This window comes from Mesorhizobium huakuii, from assembly GCF_030160235.1.
Taxonomy (GTDB): Bacteria; Pseudomonadota; Alphaproteobacteria; order Rhizobiales; family Rhizobiaceae; genus Mesorhizobium; species Mesorhizobium huakuii.
In genome coordinates this window covers 21478-37116 of record NZ_BSNY01000027.1, presented here as the reverse complement: position 1 = coordinate 37116, position 15639 = coordinate 21478, and the positions used below count along the sequence as shown (strand labels likewise).

General features: G+C 62.6%; 17 protein-coding genes. 8 read left to right on the top strand and 9 right to left on the bottom strand.

Annotation, left to right across the window (positions count from 1 at the left end):
- Nucleotide 1 precedes the first annotated feature (1 nt).
- Both maiA and QQK95_RS14250 read right to left on the bottom strand, forming a co-directional pair.
- Nucleotides 2-652: a maleylacetoacetate isomerase gene (gene maiA, locus QQK95_RS14255; protein ID WP_284273397.1), complete on the bottom strand. Its 651-nt coding sequence runs from the start codon at nt 650-652 to the stop codon at nt 2-4.
- Between the two features lie 11 nt (nt 653-663).
- Nucleotides 664-1362, bottom strand: coding sequence for a fumarylacetoacetate hydrolase family protein (locus QQK95_RS14250; RefSeq protein ID WP_284273395.1), 699 nt, complete (start codon nt 1360-1362; stop codon nt 664-666).
- 226 nt (nt 1363-1588) lie between these two features.
- Here QQK95_RS14250 and QQK95_RS14245 point away from each other — a divergent pair, with 226 nt between their 5' ends.
- Entirely contained in the window at nt 1589-2272 is a 684-nt protein-coding gene (locus QQK95_RS14245; RefSeq protein WP_284273393.1) for a response regulator, read from the top strand.
- A gap of 30 nt (nt 2273-2302) precedes the next feature.
- On the opposite strand, the gene QQK95_RS14240 is transcribed toward QQK95_RS14245, so the two are convergent.
- Together QQK95_RS14240 and QQK95_RS14235 are read right to left on the bottom strand one after the other, a co-directional pair.
- The gene (locus QQK95_RS14240) at nt 2303-3643 is read right to left on the bottom strand and encodes a hybrid sensor histidine kinase/response regulator (protein WP_284273392.1); all 1341 of its coding nucleotides are present in this window, start codon (nt 3641-3643) and stop codon (nt 2303-2305) included.
- A gap of 18 nt (nt 3644-3661) precedes the next feature.
- Nucleotides 3662-4798, bottom strand: a complete 1137-nt coding sequence (locus tag QQK95_RS14235) for an FIST signal transduction protein (protein WP_284273391.1) — start codon at nt 4796-4798, stop codon at nt 3662-3664.
- 314 nt (nt 4799-5112) lie between these two features.
- Here QQK95_RS14235 and QQK95_RS14230 point away from each other — a divergent pair, with 314 nt between their 5' ends.
- The 4 genes from QQK95_RS14230 (at nt 5113) to QQK95_RS14215 (ending at nt 10189) form a co-directional block, all read left to right on the top strand.
- Nucleotides 5113-5613 carry a (2Fe-2S)-binding protein gene (locus QQK95_RS14230; RefSeq protein WP_284273389.1) on the top strand — a complete coding sequence of 167 codons (501 nt, stop codon included), beginning with the start codon at nt 5113-5115 and terminating at the stop codon, nt 5611-5613.
- A gap of 130 nt (nt 5614-5743) precedes the next feature.
- Nucleotides 5744-8092, top strand: a complete 2349-nt coding sequence (locus tag QQK95_RS14225) for a xanthine dehydrogenase family protein molybdopterin-binding subunit (protein ID WP_284273386.1) — start codon at nt 5744-5746, stop codon at nt 8090-8092.
- 12 nt (nt 8093-8104) lie between these two features.
- Nucleotides 8105-8902, top strand: a complete 798-nt coding sequence (locus tag QQK95_RS14220; protein WP_284273384.1) for an FAD binding domain-containing protein — start codon at nt 8105-8107, stop codon at nt 8900-8902.
- Nucleotides 8903-9166: 264 nt separating this feature from the next.
- Nucleotides 9167-10189: an acyltransferase family protein gene (locus QQK95_RS14215; RefSeq protein ID WP_284273382.1), complete on the top strand. Its 1023-nt coding sequence runs from the start codon at nt 9167-9169 to the stop codon at nt 10187-10189.
- A gap of 1 nt (nt 10190) precedes the next feature.
- Here the strand turns inward: QQK95_RS14215 and QQK95_RS14210 are convergent, their stop codons facing one another.
- The 3 genes from QQK95_RS14210 to QQK95_RS14200 form a co-directional block, all read right to left on the bottom strand.
- Nucleotides 10191-10688, bottom strand: coding sequence for an SRPBCC family protein (locus tag QQK95_RS14210; protein ID WP_284273380.1), 498 nt, complete (start codon nt 10686-10688; stop codon nt 10191-10193).
- A gap of 61 nt (nt 10689-10749) precedes the next feature.
- Complete coding sequence (locus QQK95_RS14205) at nt 10750-11238, bottom strand: GNAT family N-acetyltransferase (RefSeq protein WP_284273378.1); 489 nt, start codon at nt 11236-11238, stop codon at nt 10750-10752.
- Nucleotides 11235-11993 carry a copper homeostasis protein CutC gene (locus QQK95_RS14200; protein ID WP_284273376.1) on the bottom strand — a complete coding sequence of 253 codons (759 nt, stop codon included), beginning with the start codon at nt 11991-11993 and terminating at the stop codon, nt 11235-11237. The genes QQK95_RS14205 and QQK95_RS14200 overlap by 4 nt, the downstream gene beginning before the upstream one ends.
- Nucleotides 11994-12264: 271 nt before the next feature.
- On the opposite strand from QQK95_RS14200, the gene QQK95_RS14195 reads away from it, so the two are divergent.
- Complete coding sequence (locus QQK95_RS14195; protein ID WP_284273374.1) at nt 12265-12720, top strand: carboxymuconolactone decarboxylase family protein; 456 nt, start codon at nt 12265-12267, stop codon at nt 12718-12720.
- A 104-nt stretch (nt 12721-12824) separates the two neighbouring features.
- Here QQK95_RS14195 and QQK95_RS14190 read toward each other — a convergent pair whose 3' ends face one another.
- Entirely contained in the window at nt 12825-13256 is a 432-nt protein-coding gene (locus QQK95_RS14190; RefSeq protein ID WP_284273372.1) for a cupin domain-containing protein, read from the bottom strand.
- Between the two features lie 219 nt (nt 13257-13475).
- On the opposite strand from QQK95_RS14190, the gene QQK95_RS14185 reads away from it, so the two are divergent.
- Together QQK95_RS14185 and QQK95_RS14180 are read left to right on the top strand one after the other, a co-directional pair.
- Entirely contained in the window at nt 13476-13838 is a 363-nt protein-coding gene (locus QQK95_RS14185) for a hypothetical protein (RefSeq protein WP_284273370.1), read from the top strand.
- Nucleotides 13839-14273: 435 nt separating this feature from the next.
- Entirely contained in the window at nt 14274-14474 is a 201-nt protein-coding gene (locus QQK95_RS14180; protein ID WP_284273368.1) for a hypothetical protein, read from the top strand.
- Between the two features lie 490 nt (nt 14475-14964).
- Here the strand turns inward: QQK95_RS14180 and QQK95_RS14175 are convergent, their stop codons facing one another.
- Complete coding sequence (locus QQK95_RS14175; protein WP_284273366.1) at nt 14965-15159, bottom strand: hypothetical protein; 195 nt, start codon at nt 15157-15159, stop codon at nt 14965-14967.
- Between the last annotated feature and the right edge of the window lie 480 nt (nt 15160-15639).

The following is a 15639-nucleotide window of genomic DNA, read 5'->3' as shown; positions in this document are numbered from 1 at the left end:
CTCACTCTGCGTCGATCTGGTTCTGCGGCGCGGCTTTCTGGAAGGCCGGCAGCGCCATGCAGGCGGCGTTGATGCGGGTGATCGTCGGGTAGGGCGCCAGGTCGACGCCGAAGCGGGCGTTGCTGGTGACCTGCGCCGCCAGGCAGATATCGGCGAGCCCCGGCGCCTCGCCATGGCAGAATGTTCCGGTCTGAGGCGAGGAAGCCAGAATCTTTTCAAGCGGCTGAAAGCCTTCGTTCACCCAGTGGCGGAACCAGTTGGTGATGTCCTGGTCGCCGGCGCCGAACAAAGTGCGCAGCGAGGTCAGCACGCGCAGATTGTTCACCGGGTGGATGTCGCAGGCGATCATCTGCGCCAGCATTCTCACGCGCGCCCGGCCAAGCGCATCCTTCGGCAGCAGCGGCGGCGCGGGCTGGATCTCGTCGAGATATTCGATGATCGCCAGCGACTGCGTCAAAAGCGTGCCGTCGTCGAGCACCAGCGCCGGCACCAGCCCCTGCGGATTGACCGCGAGATAGGCCGGTTCCAGATGTTCGCCATGGCGCAGATGGTGCGGGACATAGTCATAGCTAAGCCCCTTCATCTCCAGCGCGATCCGCACCCGGTAGGAGGTGGAGGAACGGAAGTAATTGTGCAGGACGATGTCGCTCATGGCTTTGCCGTTCACGACCGCGGTTGACCGACGGTCACTTCGATCGTGCCGATGCCGTCGACGCCACCGGTCATCGTCTCGCCGGGCTTGACCGCGCCGACGCCGGCCGGCGTTCCGGTGAAGATCAGGTCGCCGGCCTGCAATTCGACGCCCTCGCTGCAGATCGATACAATGTCTGCTATCGGCCAGATCAGTTCGGCGAGGTCGGCGTCCTGCCGGACCTTACCGTCGACGGCAAGCCAGATGCGCCCTTTCGTCGGGTGGCCGGTCTTTTGTGCGGGAACCAGCGTGCCGCAAGGGGCGGAACGGTCGAAGGCCTTCGACCAGTCCCAGGGCCGTGCCGCCTTCTTGGCCTCGTCCTGGAGATCGCGGCGGGTGAGGTCGATGCCGACGGCATAACCCCAGACATGGTCCAGCGCCCTGTCGCGGGGAATGCGGAAGCCTGGTTTGCCGATCGCGGCGACCAGTTCGATTTCATGGTGCAGATTGGCCGTCAGCGGCGGGTAGGGGATCTCGGTGCCGGAATCGACCACCGCGTCGGCCGGCTTGGTGAAGAAGAAGGGCGGATCGCGCTCATCATTGCCGAATTCGCGCGCATGCGCGGCATAGTTGCGGCCGACGCAGAAAATGCGCCGCACGGCAAAGCGCTCGGCCGACCCGCTGATGGCGACGGAAGGCATTGGCGGCACGGGAAGGACGAAGGCGGTCATGGCAGTCTCTGCGTTGGATATCAGGATGATGGCGGCACCTTCGGCCGATTTCGGCGACCGGGCAAGGCGTCGCTTTTCATAAAGCACGGGCTTTGCCGGGGCCGTATTAGGAATTCAGGGTTCCCATCACCTTTGCAGCGGCCTATCAACTCGCGATAGACTATTTGCTAATAATCCGGCCATGGTCGCGGGGCTATGGTGTGGCAGGTAAACCGGAACGAGCCACATGACAGTACCCAACGATCGCGCCCGGTTCCTGATCATCGATGACCATCCGCTGTTTCGCGAGGCGCTGCACAGCGCCGTGCAGATGGCCTATCCGGAGGTCGACACGGTCGAGGCGCGCTCGATCGCCGAAGCGCTTGATCTGCTGGCCGACGCCAAGCCTTTCGACCTCGCACTGCTCGATCTCTCAATGCCCGACGTGCACGGCTTCGAAGGGCTGCTGCAGCTCAGGACCCGCTATCCGCGCCTGCCGGTGGTGATCGTGTCGGGATACGAGGAGCCGCGGATCATTTCCGAGGCGCTGTCTTACGGTGCCGCCGGCTTCATCCCGAAATCGGCGCGTAAAAGCGATCTCGCCGCCGCCATCCGCTCGGTGATGGACGGCGCGATCTATGTGCCGGAAACCTATGAAGGCCAGCCGGCGGACGCGGACAGCATCGACCGCGCCGATATGGTCCAGCGCCTGTCCAAGCTGACGCCGCAGCAGCTGCGCGTGCTGCAGATGCTGCGCCAGGGCCTCCTTAACAAGCAGATCGCCTATGAACTACAGGTCGGCGAGACAACGGTGAAGGCGCATGTCTCGGAGATTTTGCGCAAGCTCAACGTCTACAGTCGCACGCAAGCGGTGATCGAGGTGTCGAAGCTGGACAATGCGGAGCTGTTTCGCGATCAGGCAGGGTTTTGATCTTTTACCCTCCCACTGTGGGGTATGGTGCTAAGCCAGTAAATGCGCCAGCAGCGCACGCAGTTGCGCCGGCTTCAGCGGCTTGCGCATCAGTTCGATGCCACCGGCGCGGGCGGCCTTGGCGACGGCTTCGGAACTGTCGGCGGTGACGATCAGCGCCGGGACGGCGCGGCCAAGATAGTCGCGGACTTCCGTTATGGTGGCGGTGCCGAGGTCGCCGCCGTCGAGATGCTGGTCGGCAATGACGATGTCGGGCACCCAGTCGGTGTCGCCGAGCAGGTCCAGCGCGTCGTCGGTCGAGGTTGCGGACCGCACAAGGCACTGCCAGCGCTCGAGCAGGAAGGTCATGGCCTCCAGCACCTCGGCGTCGTTCTCGACCAGAAGCACCTTGGTGCCGAACAGGCCGTAGCCGCGCGACCGTTCCAGGCTGGTGGCGCTGGCGATGGTGTCGGCGGGGGCGCCGATGCCGACGGGAACATCGATGTGGAAGATCGTGCCGCGCCCGACCCTGGATGAAAAGGTCACGGGGTGGCCGAGCGCACCGGCCATGCGGCGAACGATGGCAAGCCCGAGCCCAAGGCCGCCGCCGTCGAGCCCGGCATTGGCGGGCAAGGTGCCGCGATGGAACTCCTCGAACACCGCCTCGCGCTGGTCCTCAGGGATGCCGCAGCCGGTGTCGGCGACATCGATGCGGATCGTGTCGCCGCGATGCCTGGTGCCGACCAGGACGCCACCCGAGCGGGTATAGCCCAGCGCGTTGGAGAGAATGTTCTGCAGGATGCGGCGCAGCAGCGTCCGGTCAGAGCGGACCAGGGCGTTGACCGGACGGAATTTCAGCGACAGGCCCTTCATTTCCGCGACCGGCTGGAAATCCGAGCGCAGCGACGAGAACAGCGCCTCCAGGCTGACGTCGCCGATGTCGGGGTGCACCACGCCGGCGTCGAGCTTGGAAATGTCCAGCAAAGTGTGCAGCAGGTCCTCCATCGTCTCCAGCGAGCGCTCGACCTGCCGCACCAGCTTCCTGCCTTCGTCGCTGGTCTGCACCTCGGCAAGCGCCGAGACGGACAGGTGAGCCGCGTTCAGCGGCTGCAGCACGTCGTGGCTGGCGGCGGCGAGGAACCTCGTCTTGGACAGGTTCGCGAATTCGGCATTCTCCTTGGCGGCGCTGAGGTCGATGTTGGATTGTTCCAGCCGCCGCAGGGTCGAGTGCAGCTCTTCGGTGCGCGTGCGCACGCGGTTCTCGAGCGAGATGGCGGTCTGGAACAGCGAGAAGGCATTGCCTTGCTGGTCCATCGAACGCTCGACGCGGCTGACCAGGGCGGCGTTGATCTTCTTCAGTTTTTCGAGGTCGTTTATATCCTTGAGCGGCATCTTATTGTTCTGCGGCCCCTATTCCGCCGCTTGCCGTTCGCCGAAGGCAATGCCGGTGAAGGTCTGGTTCAAATGCATCGACCGGTACTGTTCGCCATAGGTGCCGAAGCCGACGACATTGTTGACCCGGTAGAGTTCCGAAATATCACGAAAGACCTGCCGGTTGCGCGCATCGAGGCGGCGCAGTACGCAGTCGAAGCCGAGGATCAGGTCGATGCCGCCCAGCCTCTCCTCGACCTCACGCAGGGCCGCGCGGGTCGATTCCACCATGTCCTTTGGCTGGGCGATCGACAGCACGACGCCGTCGTCTATGGCGCAGAAGAACGACAGCGAGCCGTCGGCATGCATCCTCTGGATCGAGCGGCAATAATATTCACCGCCCACCTTCACCACCACCGGATGCGAGGCGAAGCTCAGCGGCGTCAGGGTCTGCGGGACGATGCCGACGGAAGCGGCATATTCTTCCGCCGCGTTGGTGGCGTTGAACTCGCGCACGATGCGGTGATCGGCATCGGACGCGGTGACCACCAGCTTTTCGTCGGTCGGAACGAAATTGTCGGTCTTGAAGACGTGGAACGGAATTTCCGTGGCGATCAGCACGATGATGGCGCTGTCCGAGGTGACCCTGCCATTCGAGATCAGGCGCGTCGTCTCGAATTTCAGATCGTCGCCGGCCGAGCCGCCGAGCAGCGGTATGTCGTCAAGACCCCAATGGATGGCCGAGCTGACCGCTTCCTCGGCATAGGACAGCCCGTCGATGAAGCAGAGCGCGAAGGTGTTCCTGGTCCGCTCGCCGCCCATCCGGACGCGCAGCGCGCGCCGCAAGGCCTCGACCTCGCCGGTGATCCTGTCCATGCCCGATGAGGATAGATTGTCCACCATGGCGCTGACGGCGGTGAACGCCGCCGAGGGAAGCAGCATCGCCAGCATGTGGCCTTCCTCGAGCCCCTGCGGCGTGATCTCGCCGGCGGTGGAGCAGCCGGCATGATGGAGGCCTGGCGCATGCGCCGAAAGCGCCCGCGACAGGGCGCCGGCCTCGACAAGGCTCTGGGAAAAGAACACGAGGGCAAAGCCGGCGCCGATTGCCGCGGCCTCGCTGGCCACCGCGCGAGCGAAAGCATCCAGGTCGGGCTCGTCCGTGGTCAGCGCCGACAAGCCGCAGGCGTAGCGCGTCCGTGAACTGGTCAGCGGCGTTCTCCCGCATTTCCTTCGACGCTCTTTTATACGCGGCTGTTTTTACAGGCTTCTGGCGCGCAGGCGTCGAAGGATATTGTTGCTTCCAATCGGCGGTTTGGCAATGGGGCGAGGGGAATGCACCTTGGTGCCTTGGCCATGACCGAAAGTACAATGATCCACCTTTTCCGTCGCGCTGTTTTTTGTGCGTTGTGCGGTGTACGAATAGCGCATGGCCGAAGTGCCAACGGCGCGTCGGCAGCGTGATGACCAAGGTTGATACCCAGGGAGGATTCATGTCGGACGTTTCGTTGATGGTGAACGGCAAGCGGGTCAGCGGGGCCGCCGAGGATCGAACGCTGCTGGTTCACTTCCTGCGCGAGAATCTCGGCCTGACCGGCACGCATGTCGGCTGCGATACCTCGCAATGCGGGGCCTGCGTCGTCCATGTCGACGGCAAGGCGGTGAAATCCTGCACCATGCTCGCGGTACAGGCGTCCGGCTCGAGCGTTGTCACGATCGAAGGTCTCGCCAACGGTGCCGACCTGCATCCCGTGCAGGCCGCCTTCAAGGAACATCACGGCCTGCAATGCGGCTTCTGCACGCCTGGCATGATCATGACGGCAACCGACATGATCAACCGCCATCCCGAAGGCCTCGACGAGGCGACGGTGCGGGCAGAACTGGAAGGCAACATCTGCCGCTGCACCGGCTACCACAACATCGTCAAGGCGATCCTCGCCGCATCGAAGACGATGGCGAAGGGGACCAAAGGCAAAGCGAAACAAGCTGCGTGAGAGGGGAATGAGTGAGTAGCGAATAGGAAGTAGCGAGTAGTCGGTCTGAGCAAGCTCGCAACCTTCCACTTTCGCCGCCCACTACTCCCTATTCGCTACTCACTATTCGCTATTCTGGGAGGAATTTCTGATGGGTATTGAAGGTGTTGGCGCTCGGGTCGCGCGCAAGGAAGACAAAAGGTTCATCACCGGCGCCGGCCGCTATGTCGACGACATGGTGGTTCCCGGCATGAAGCACGCGGCCTTCGTGCGCAGTCCGCACGCGCATGCGCAGATCAAGAAGATCGACGTGAAGAAGGCGCAAGCCATGCCCGGCGTCATCGGCGTGCTGACCGGCAAGGAGCTCAAGGCCGACGGCATCGGCAATCTGATCTGCGGCTGGATGATCCATTCCAAGGACGGCTCGCCGATGAAGATGGGCGCCTGGTCGCCGCTGGCCGTCGACAAGGTGCGCTATGTCGGCGACGCCGTCGTCGTCGTCGTGGCCGAGACCAAGGGCCAGGCCCGCGATGCGGCCGAGGCGGTCGAGATCACCTACAAGGAGCTGAAGGCCGTCGTCGAAGCCACCAAGGCGCTGGAAAAGGGCGCGCCGCAGATCCATGCCGAGGCCGAGAACAATCTGATTTTCGACTGGGAGATCGGCGATGCCAAGGCGACCGACGCGGCGATCAAGGCGGCGGCGCACGTCACCCGCATGAAGATCGTCAACAACCGGCTGGTGCCGAACGCCATGGAGCCGCGCGCGGCTCTTGGCCATTACGACAAGGCCGAGGACCATTACACCTGCTGGACGACCTCGCAGAACCCGCATGTCGCGCGGCTGGTGATGAGCGCCTTCTACAATGTCGCGCCGGAAAACAAGCTGCGCGTCATCGCGCCGGACGTCGGCGGCGGCTTCGGCTCCAAGATCTACATCTACCCCGAAGAGATCGTCTGCCTGTGGGCGTCGAAGAAAACCGGCGTGCCGGTCAAGTGGGTCGCCGACCGTACCGAAAGCTTTCTGTCCGACGCGCATGGCCGCGACCATGTCTCGACGGTGGAAATGGCTTTCGACAAGAACAACAGGATCACCGGGCTGAAGGTCGACACGATCGCCAATCTCGGCGCCTACATGTCGCTGTTCTCGTCCTGCGTGCCGACTTATCTTTACGCGACGCTCTTGTCGGGCCAGTACGACATCCCCGCCATCCACGCTAATGTGCGCACGGTCTACACCAACACGGCTCCTGTCGATGCCTATCGTGGGGCAGGGCGGCCGGAAGCCACCTATCTCCTGGAACGCACGATGGAAGCGGCGGCGCGCGAGCTTGGCGTGTCGCCTGCCGAATTGCGGCGCAAGAACTTCATCACTTCCTTCCCGCACCAGACACCGGTGATCATGAACTATGACGCCGGCGACTATGGCGCCTCGCTCGATGCGGCCATGAAAGCTTCGGACTATGCCGGCTTTGCCAAGCGCAAGGCGGCGGCCGCCAAGAAGGGCCTGCTGCGCGGCATTGGCATGAGCTGTTACATCGAGGCCTGCGGCATCGCGCCGTCGGCGGCGGTCGGCTCGCTCGGCGCCGGCGTCGGCCTTTGGGAATCGGCCGAAGTGCGGGTCAATGCCGTCGGCACGATCGAGGTTCTGACCGGCTCGCACAGCCATGGCCAGGGCCACGAGACGACCTTCGCGCAACTGGTCAACCAGCGTTTTGGCGTGCCGATCGATTCGGTTTCGATCGTCCATGGCGACACCGACAAGGTGCAGATGGGCATGGGCACTTACGGTTCGCGCTCGGGCGCGGTCGGCATGTCGGCGATATCAAAGGCACTCGACAAGGTCGAGGCCAAGGCCAAGAAGATCGCCGCCCACCTGCTCGAAGCCGACGAGGGCGACATCGTCATCGAGAACGGCGCGCTGAAGGTCGCCGGTACCGACAAGAACGTGCCGTGGTTCCAGGTGGCGCTGGCCGCCTATACCGCCCACAATCTGCCGGCAGGGATGGAGCCCGGATTGAAGGAAACGGCTTTCTACGATCCGTCGAACTTCACCTTCCCGGCGGGCTGCTACATCTGCGAGGTCGAGATCGAACCGGAGACCGGAACGACAGAGATCGTCCAGTTCGTGGCCGCCGACGATTTCGGCAACATCATCAATCCGATGATCGTCGAGGGCCAGGTGCATGGCGGCATCGCGCAAGGGATCGGCCAGGCGCTGCTGGAAGGCGCCCATTACGACGCCAGCGGACAGCTGCTGACCGCGAGCTACATGGACTATACGATGCCGCGCGCGGGCGACCTGCCGTCGTTCAAGGTCTCGACCTCGAACACGCCATGCCCGGGCAATCCGTTGGGGATCAAGGGCTGCGGCGAGGCCGGCGCCATCGGCTCGCCGCCGGCGGTGATCAACGCCATCACCGATGCCATCGGCATCGCCGATATCGCCATGCCGGCCTCGCCACCCACCGTGTGGGCCGCGATCCGCGCCGCGAAGCACTGAGGAGGAACAACCATGTATTCGGTCAACTACCATCGTGCCGCCTCGGTCGCGGATGCCGCCAAGCTCGTGAAGAACGGCGACGCCAAACTGCTGTCCGGCGGCATGACGCTGATCCCCGCCATGAAGACGCGGCTGGCGGCCCCTTCCGATCTCGTCGATTTGTCGCGCATCAAGGAGATGCAGGGCATCAAGGTGTCGGGAAAGACGGTCACCATCGGCGCGGCCACCACGCATTTCGACGTCTCCAACGACGAGAAGCTGAAGAAGGCTTGCCCGGCGCTTGCCCATCTGGCGTCGCTGATCGGTGACCCGGCGGTGCGCTACAAGGGCACGATCGGCGGTTCGATCGCCAACAACGATCCGGCGGCCGACTATCCAGCCGCTCTTCTGGCATTGGGCGCCACCATCGTCACCAACAAGCGCGAGATATCGGCCGACAAGTTCTTCAAGGGCCTGTTCGAAACGGCCTTGAAGGATGGCGAGATCATCACGGCGGTCTCCTTCACCGCGCCGGCCAAGGCGGCTTATGAAAAGTTCCGCAACCCGGCTTCTCGCTATGCAATCGTCGGCGTGTTCGTGGCCAAAGGCAAGGACGGCGTCAGCGTTGCGGTGACCGGCGCCGGTGACGACGGCGTGTTCCGCTCGAAGGAGATCGAGGCAGCCCTTGCGAAGAACTTCGATGCCGCGTCGCTCGCCGGCGTGAAAGTGCCGGCGAAGAACCTGATGAGCGACATCCACGCTTCCGCCGACTACCGCGCCAACCTGATCGCGGTCATGGCCAAGCGCGCGGTGGCTGCAGCCAACGCCTGACAGCGTCGCTTGCCGACATGAAAGGGGCCATCCTGGCCCCTTTTTCGCATGCGATGGTGTGCAGCCGTGCGGCTCGTGAAGGAATGGCGAGCGCTCCCTTGCTCGAAGCATTTCCGGCAGCCTGCTGGCCAGGGAATTGCATCCCCGCCGATCTCGCACTTGCACAAACTTATATTGCACTGCAGTATGGGTCGGGGCGGGAATGCGAGCCGGGTTCGGATATGTTCCGCCGTGCCCTTTCGCATGCCAATGCGAAGGATCGGCATGTCCGAAATTACCGCGACCCAGATGGTTCCGTCCCGATCCGTCGTCGACAGATCGGCCAGAACAAGATTGGCCTATCTCGACGGCTGGCGCGGCCTGTCGATCGCCCTGGTGCTGATCGGGCATTTTTTCCCGGTGCCGGGGATCAATCTGGGCGTGCTGGGCGTCGAATTCTTCTTCGTGCTCAGCGGCCGGCTGATGGCCGAGATCCTGTTCATCGAACGCTACCCGCTGAAGAAGTTCTTCAAACGCCGCTTCTCGCGCATCTACCCGGCGCTTCTGGTCTTCGTCATCATTGCCATCATCGCTCTCTCCGGCACGTTCATCGCCTTTAAATGGAAAGCGGCACTGACGGCGCTGACATTCACCTACAATTACGCTGGAATTCTCGTCACCCGCGCCGGGGCGCTGGACCATATCTGGTCGCTTTGCGTCGAGGAGCACGCCTACATCATCCTGGCGCTGATCAGCGCGCTCGTCTCCAGCCGCAACCGCGTCATCCCCTTGCTGCTAACGCTGGCCTTGTTCGCCATGGCCAATGGCGCGGTGTCGTACTGGGTGTTCAAGCTGGATTACGAGGCTACCTACTGGCGCACCGATGTCCACATCGCCTCGATCCTGTTGTCGGCTTCGATCTGCCTGCTCAAGGCCGAAGGCCGGCTGCCGGCGCTGTTGAAAGGGCCTTATGTCGCCCTGGCAGCGGCGGCGGCGGCGGTTCTGCTGTTCATGGACCCGGTGCCGACGCCGATCCACTATCTCCTGGCGGTGCCGCTGTTGGCCCTGGCCGTCAACGCGCTCGATTTCAGCACGCCAATCTTTTCCAGTTTGCTCTCGTCATGGCCCATGGCGACGTTGGGCCTGTGGTCATACTCGCTCTATCTGTGGCAGCAGCCCTTCTACAAATTCGTCTATGACCAAGGCATCAGCCCATGGCCGATGCTGGCCGGGGTCTTTGCCTGCGCGCTCTGCAGCTATTACCTCATCGAGCGGCCGGCGCGTGAATGGTTGAACCGCAATTGGTGATTCAGGCCTTGTCGCGCCGAGGCACTGTTGTTGCGAGCCTGAGGTAGCGCCGCAGGCCGGCTTCGCCGCGCGGCGTCGTCCAGCGATGGTTCCAGGCGAAGGCTGGCCGCAGCAGCGGCGCCAGGAATTTGAGAATCGGCCTCTCGACCGTGACCTGCCAGGTCAGTTGGACATGGGTGCCGCTGCCCGACGGCGACAGTTCGGCCCGCCACAGCCCGTCGAAATCGCCGAAGGTTTTCACGACGACCAGCCGGCCAGGCTCGAGTTCGGCGGCCTCGATGATGAAGTTCAGCTCATAGGGCAGGGCGCCGCGCGCCCGCGCCCTTGCCCGCGAGCCGACGGACGCCTTGCCCTTGGCGTCGAGGGGAACCACTTCCTTGTAGACCTCGCCCCACCACAGCGGCAGCAATTCGGCGTCGGAGAGCACATCCCACACTTGCTGAGGCGTGCCTTCAGGAATGTCCCAGCTTTCGTCGAAGCGGAAGACGTTGCTTGGCATCGCGGTTCCTCCATTTGGTGGAACGCGTATATTAGGGGAAGCTTCTTTATTCGGCCAGCAATCAGGTGACGATCTGCTTGACGTAATAACGCACCGCTTTCTTGCCGCCATGGATCACCGCGTCGCCGACTTCGACGAAGCCCAGCGCGGCGTGGAAGGCATCCGAGGCGGGGTTGGGCGGATCGGCATTGACCTCGCAGGTGAGCAGCGTGTGGCCGGCGCGTTCGGCATGGTCGAACAGGTCCTGATAGAGCCGGCGCGCATGGCCGCGGCCCCGTGCATGCGCCGCCACGACGACACGGTCGACATAGATGAAGCGTTCGTAGCGTTCGCAAAACCAGAGGAAATTCGGGCTGTCGTAGTTGGCTTCCTGGTCGAAGGTCATGATGAAGGCTTCGAGATCGCCGATGCGCCGCGCGTAAAATGCCTCGCCGAGCAGGAAGGACAGCCGCTCGGCTTCGAGCCAGGACAGTTCGGCGGCATGCTCGTTGTTGAGCGCCAGTATGTCGGCTTCGTCGCCTTGCGCTATGCGTTCGATCGGTGAGGTCATGCCTTGGCCGCCGCGATCGTCGCCGCCACCAGCGATGTGTCGGTTACCGTGTTGCGGTACTCCCGGTCGAGATCGGAGCCGCCCATGCCGACCTTGGGATTGCGGTAGCGCATGGCGCTCGGCAAATCCTTCAGCGCGGCAAAATGCATTTCGGCCAGCCCGGTCCTTTGGCGCACCTCGGCGATGTTTGCGAGATCAAGCCCGCCGCAACCGAGGATGACGATACGGTCGCCGGCCTGCCGCACCAGGTCCGCCAGCAAGGACAGACCTTCGATCGCGGTGTCGCGCTGGCCGCTGGTCAGAACGCGGCCGACCTTGCAGCGGATCAGCGCTTCCAGCGCTTCCGTGGGATCGCGTGTCATGTCGAAGGCGCGGTGGCAGGTGACGTTCAGGGGGCCGGCGGCCTCCGTCAATTCGCTCATGCGCTTCTCGTCGATGGTGCCGTCGGCGGTCAGGCAGCCGAACACCACGCCCGGCACGCCGAGATCGCGCAGCGCCGCGACGTCGGCGAGCATCGAGCGGTATTCGGTCTCGCTGTAGAGAAAGTCGCCGCCGCGCGGCCGCACCATGACGTGAAACGGCACGGTCGCCTGGTCGAGAGCCGCGCGCACCGTGCCAAGGCTCGGCGTGATGCCGCCCTCGACCAGGCTGGCGCACAGTTCGACCCGATCAGCACCGGCAGCCTGCGCGGCGAGCAGGCCATCGATGCCTTCGACACAGATTTCGATCAGCGGTGGGCGAGTTTCTGCGGTCAAGGGGCGATCCAGTCCATGATGTTGCGCAAAGCCCTAGCACCCGGGCGGCCGGCGCGAAAGCGTGAACGGCGCACCGCCATTTGGACCAGTCGACATTTCCCGGCTTGACAGTCTTATAACTGTGTAGTTATGAATAACCCATAGCCGCCTGGTTATTGATTGACCGGTGGCTGCGCGGCGCCAGCCGAAGTTCCATCAGCTGAAATCCCGGAAGCACTGCTTCCGGGCTCGACAAAACACGTCCTGACGAAACGCTTCAAAGGAGAAGACCATGCAAGCCAGGCTCAAGAATCCCGTGATGCTCATCCCAGGCGCCCTGCAGGCGCTGCTGGCGCTGGACAAGTCGACCGAGGCAGCCGAAATACCCTATGTGACGCGCAAGCTCATTCATCTGCGGGCGAGCCAGATCAATGCCTGCAGCCTCTGCGTCGACATGCACGCGCGCGAACTGAAGAAGGCCGGCGAGAAGGACGAGCGCATCTTTGCTCTGGCGGCATGGCGCGAGACGCCCTACTTCACCGACGCCGAACGGGCGGCCCTGGCGCTGGCCGAGGCCGGCACGCGGCTCGCCGACCGGCCCGACGCCGTGCCGGACGATGTCTGGGATGAAGCCGCCCGCCACTATGACGAAAAGGCGCTGGCCGCCTTGGTTGTCCAGATCGCCCTGATCAACGCCTTCAACCGGCTGAACGCGACGACACGACAGATGGTCGGCACCTGGGGCTGAGTGCTGGTCCCGCGCTGGAGGCAGGATGGTTATCCGCTACGGAGCGGGGAGGCGGGCGGCGGGTTGCCTCCCGCCTTTCGGCGCATGAGCGTGGCACTTGGCGGCTACTGGCGCAATTCCGTGTTCTTGGCGCCTTCCTCGACCTGGTCGATGACCAGGAGCTTGACCGGGCCATCGCCGATATTTGTCGCCTGATGCCACTGCCCGATCATTTCGATGATGAAATCGCCTGTCTTGTAGGTGTTGCTGTTGCCGGTCTCGACATTGGTGACCTTCAGCGTTCCGGCCTCGACATAGGCGTAGCGCGGAAAGGGGTGCCGGTGCACCGGCAAGGTCGCGCCCACCGCGATGTCAAAGGTCGACACCAGCACCTGCACGTTCTTCTGCGGCAGCGTGATCGGCTGGCCGGAAGCGGTGGTGGTGCGTGATACGAGCGGGGTGACGACGACAGGCGTGCCGCTGCTGTCGAGTGCAAGGGCGCAATTCGCGTAAAGCGCAGCCGCGGCCAGCAGAACCGAAACCAGGATTTTGCGCATGAGTCCTCCCTGAACCGACGCATCTATCGCGCGGCGGACAGCCGCGCGCAAGCGGGAGCGGCGCGCGACATTGCGATGAATGGCTCGATCGACCCACCAGCCGAAGTTCTCCTTCATGCTCCACCTGCCGGCTTTCGACGTTGGCAAAATTTGACGCAGAACAATGTGCCACCGGATCGCCGGCCCTACAGAATTACCCTCAGTCGTAGGAGTTCGGACATGATGTTTGATGCAATGACCAGACGCACGGTGGTAGGCACGACGGTCTCCTTTGCGCCCATAGGAGCCGCTGCGGCGGAAAAGATTTTTGCCGCAAACTCGAACGAAAGTCCCATCCTGGCGGGTTTCCGGCGCTGGGAGGCGCTGGTGAATTCGATCTCCCTGGACATTTCCGATCGTGATCTGAAACGCGTCTATCAAGACATGTCGGAGATCGTGAAGGCCATGCTTGCCATCCCGGCCGCAAATACACACGAGTTCGCGGCGCAGTTCCTGGTTGTTTGCAGCGGCGACGCGATCGAACACCGCCGGGCCGCCAAACAACTGCATGACCATGCGCAAAGCATTGTCCGTATAGCGTGAGGGGCATCGCGGGGATGGCTCCGCAGGCTTCGACAACTTCAACGCAAGGATTGATCTCGCCGTCAGGTCCCACGTAATCCATCGCAGGCTCCTCAGAAAGCAATGGTGAAACGTTGATTTCTATGACGCTCGCCTCGGCCGCTCTCTCGTCTCCGCCGGCTCTGATTTCATGTAGCAAATCGACTTCGGGTCTCGTAGTCAGGAATGAAGCCGACATTCGAAGTGAGGCTCGCCGCCATTTCTTCTGTTTGCGCGCCGTCGTCGGCGGAAACGCGCTGGCGGAGCTCTGCTCGTACACCTTTTTGCGCGCAATCAAGGATCGCTCCGCTTCATTCAATTGATGGATGAAGCCTTATATGCGCAAGAGCTAATGTATGTAGGCACGCAACTTATGTCTCATGTTTTGCAGAGGCTCGCTGGCTTGGGTGGCCCAATATGAGCAAGACGACACTCATTGCTATCGCTGTCCTTGCCATGAGCATCGGCTATGCCGAGGCCAAGGACAAGGACCGGCCGGTTTGCACCGCGTCGAGCCCACTCTTCAAAGTTCTCGGTAGCAAATGTTTTCTCGTCAAGGGTTCGATGATCTATGGCGACATTGCCGAGCTCTCCCGGATAGTCCGTTTGGGCTGGTAGGCAGGGCAGCGGCGTGTCATGCCATCCTCCTTGCCCTTAAGGTCGAGCATCGCTTGACCACAAACGCAAGCCGGCTCCGTTTCGGAAGTGCTTGACGATTTGAGGTGATGGCGCCGGCGAACTCGCCTTCGAGGAAAAGTCCGATTGCCAGTTTGATCTGATCTGGCGCTGCCTCTTTGCGCGTCATTCGCGAGCTTGCCAATGCGAGCATAGTTTTCCACCGTTAACTCTTTGGATCGAGTTTTCTTGCTGGCGCTTCGGTGACTCGTTTATTAGAGACCTCTTATGGAACGACGGCACGCAATCCGACGGGTCAGTGATGGTCTCTGGGAGGTCTACGACATAGACAACAACAAGGTTGTGCGCGTGGGTGGAGTGCCATTGACAAACTTGTTGGATGAAGACGCGCTCGACGCGTTGGACCTGATTAGGGATGGCTTCCTGAACCCGGGCCAGCCCAGGAGGACAAAGGCGTAAGCAAGGTGCCAGTTCATGGCGACCAGTCGGGCGGCGGAAGTTGCAATCCCAGATGCAAACGCTGATTCACAGCGAAAGCGACGGCATCGGACTCACGTTCGAAGGCTCTATAATAGGTGTGGCCGTCCGTTGTTACGATCGCAACAACCCACTCGCCCAAGGATTGGCTGATTTCTACCGTTGAGAGCGACGGTTTGGTGTCGGCCATGCTCCTGCTTTAAAAACTGACGGTTTCGGAATGTTTCACGAAGTCCGTCGTCCCCCCTATTAGCGCCCATGAATATAGTGCCATAGATGGCCGTGATTCTCCTAGCCATTAGCTTCCAACCAGCCCGTTTCGGGACGGTGCATCTTCGCCACTCCTGCCTCAACCCTTGAAGGCATGACAGTGAAGCTCCGGCCTGCGGACAGGTTGGGCCTCGAAACTCTTGCCGACCAAAGTGCGTTTGTCTCCATTCCGGCGGACATCCGTCGCTTGGCGGGTCCCGATGCGCAGTGGCAGCGCCGAGGGAAATCAGCGGCGTAGACCCCAGGGGGAACTTTCCCGCAAATGAGGAAAAGTAGCGATTTCGTCTAAGTTTTTGGAAATGTTTGGCTCCCCGGGCCGGATTCGAACCAGCGACCAACCGGTTAACAGACGTATAGGCGCGGATTTCGCACCGTCTCTTACCGTTTCGCCGCCTCTCAT

Bases quoted from the DNA above. Each gene is read 5' to 3' on its own strand.
- QQK95_RS14225 (WP_284273386.1), top strand. From the start codon at position 5,744: ATGGGTATTGAAGGTGTTGGCGCTCGGGTCGCGCGCAAGGAAGACAAA.
- QQK95_RS14220 (WP_284273384.1), top strand. From the start codon at position 8,105: ATGTATTCGGTCAACTACCATCGTGCCGCCTCGGTCGCGGATGCCGCC.
- QQK95_RS14250 (WP_284273395.1), bottom strand. From the start codon at position 1,362: ATGACCGCCTTCGTCCTTCCCGTGCCGCCAATGCCTTCCGTCGCCATC.
- QQK95_RS14245 (WP_284273393.1), top strand. From the start codon at position 1,589: ATGACAGTACCCAACGATCGCGCCCGGTTCCTGATCATCGATGACCAT.
- QQK95_RS14175 (WP_284273366.1), bottom strand. From the start codon at position 15,159: ATGGCCGACACCAAACCGTCGCTCTCAACGGTAGAAATCAGCCAATCC.
- QQK95_RS14180 (WP_284273368.1), top strand. From the start codon at position 14,274: ATGAGCAAGACGACACTCATTGCTATCGCTGTCCTTGCCATGAGCATC.
- QQK95_RS14195 (WP_284273374.1), top strand. From the start codon at position 12,265: ATGCAAGCCAGGCTCAAGAATCCCGTGATGCTCATCCCAGGCGCCCTG.
- QQK95_RS14215 (WP_284273382.1), top strand. From the start codon at position 9,167: ATGTCCGAAATTACCGCGACCCAGATGGTTCCGTCCCGATCCGTCGTC.
- QQK95_RS14205 (WP_284273378.1), bottom strand. From the start codon at position 11,238: ATGACCTCACCGATCGAACGCATAGCGCAAGGCGACGAAGCCGACATA.
- QQK95_RS14210 (WP_284273380.1), bottom strand. From the start codon at position 10,688: ATGCCAAGCAACGTCTTCCGCTTCGACGAAAGCTGGGACATTCCTGAA.
- QQK95_RS14240 (WP_284273392.1), bottom strand. From the start codon at position 3,643: ATGCCGCTCAAGGATATAAACGACCTCGAAAAACTGAAGAAGATCAAC.
- QQK95_RS14185 (WP_284273370.1), top strand. From the start codon at position 13,476: ATGATGTTTGATGCAATGACCAGACGCACGGTGGTAGGCACGACGGTC.
- QQK95_RS14230 (WP_284273389.1), top strand. From the start codon at position 5,113: ATGTCGGACGTTTCGTTGATGGTGAACGGCAAGCGGGTCAGCGGGGCC.
- QQK95_RS14190 (WP_284273372.1), bottom strand. From the start codon at position 13,256: ATGCGCAAAATCCTGGTTTCGGTTCTGCTGGCCGCGGCTGCGCTTTAC.
- maiA (WP_284273397.1), bottom strand. From the start codon at position 652: ATGAGCGACATCGTCCTGCACAATTACTTCCGTTCCTCCACCTCCTAC.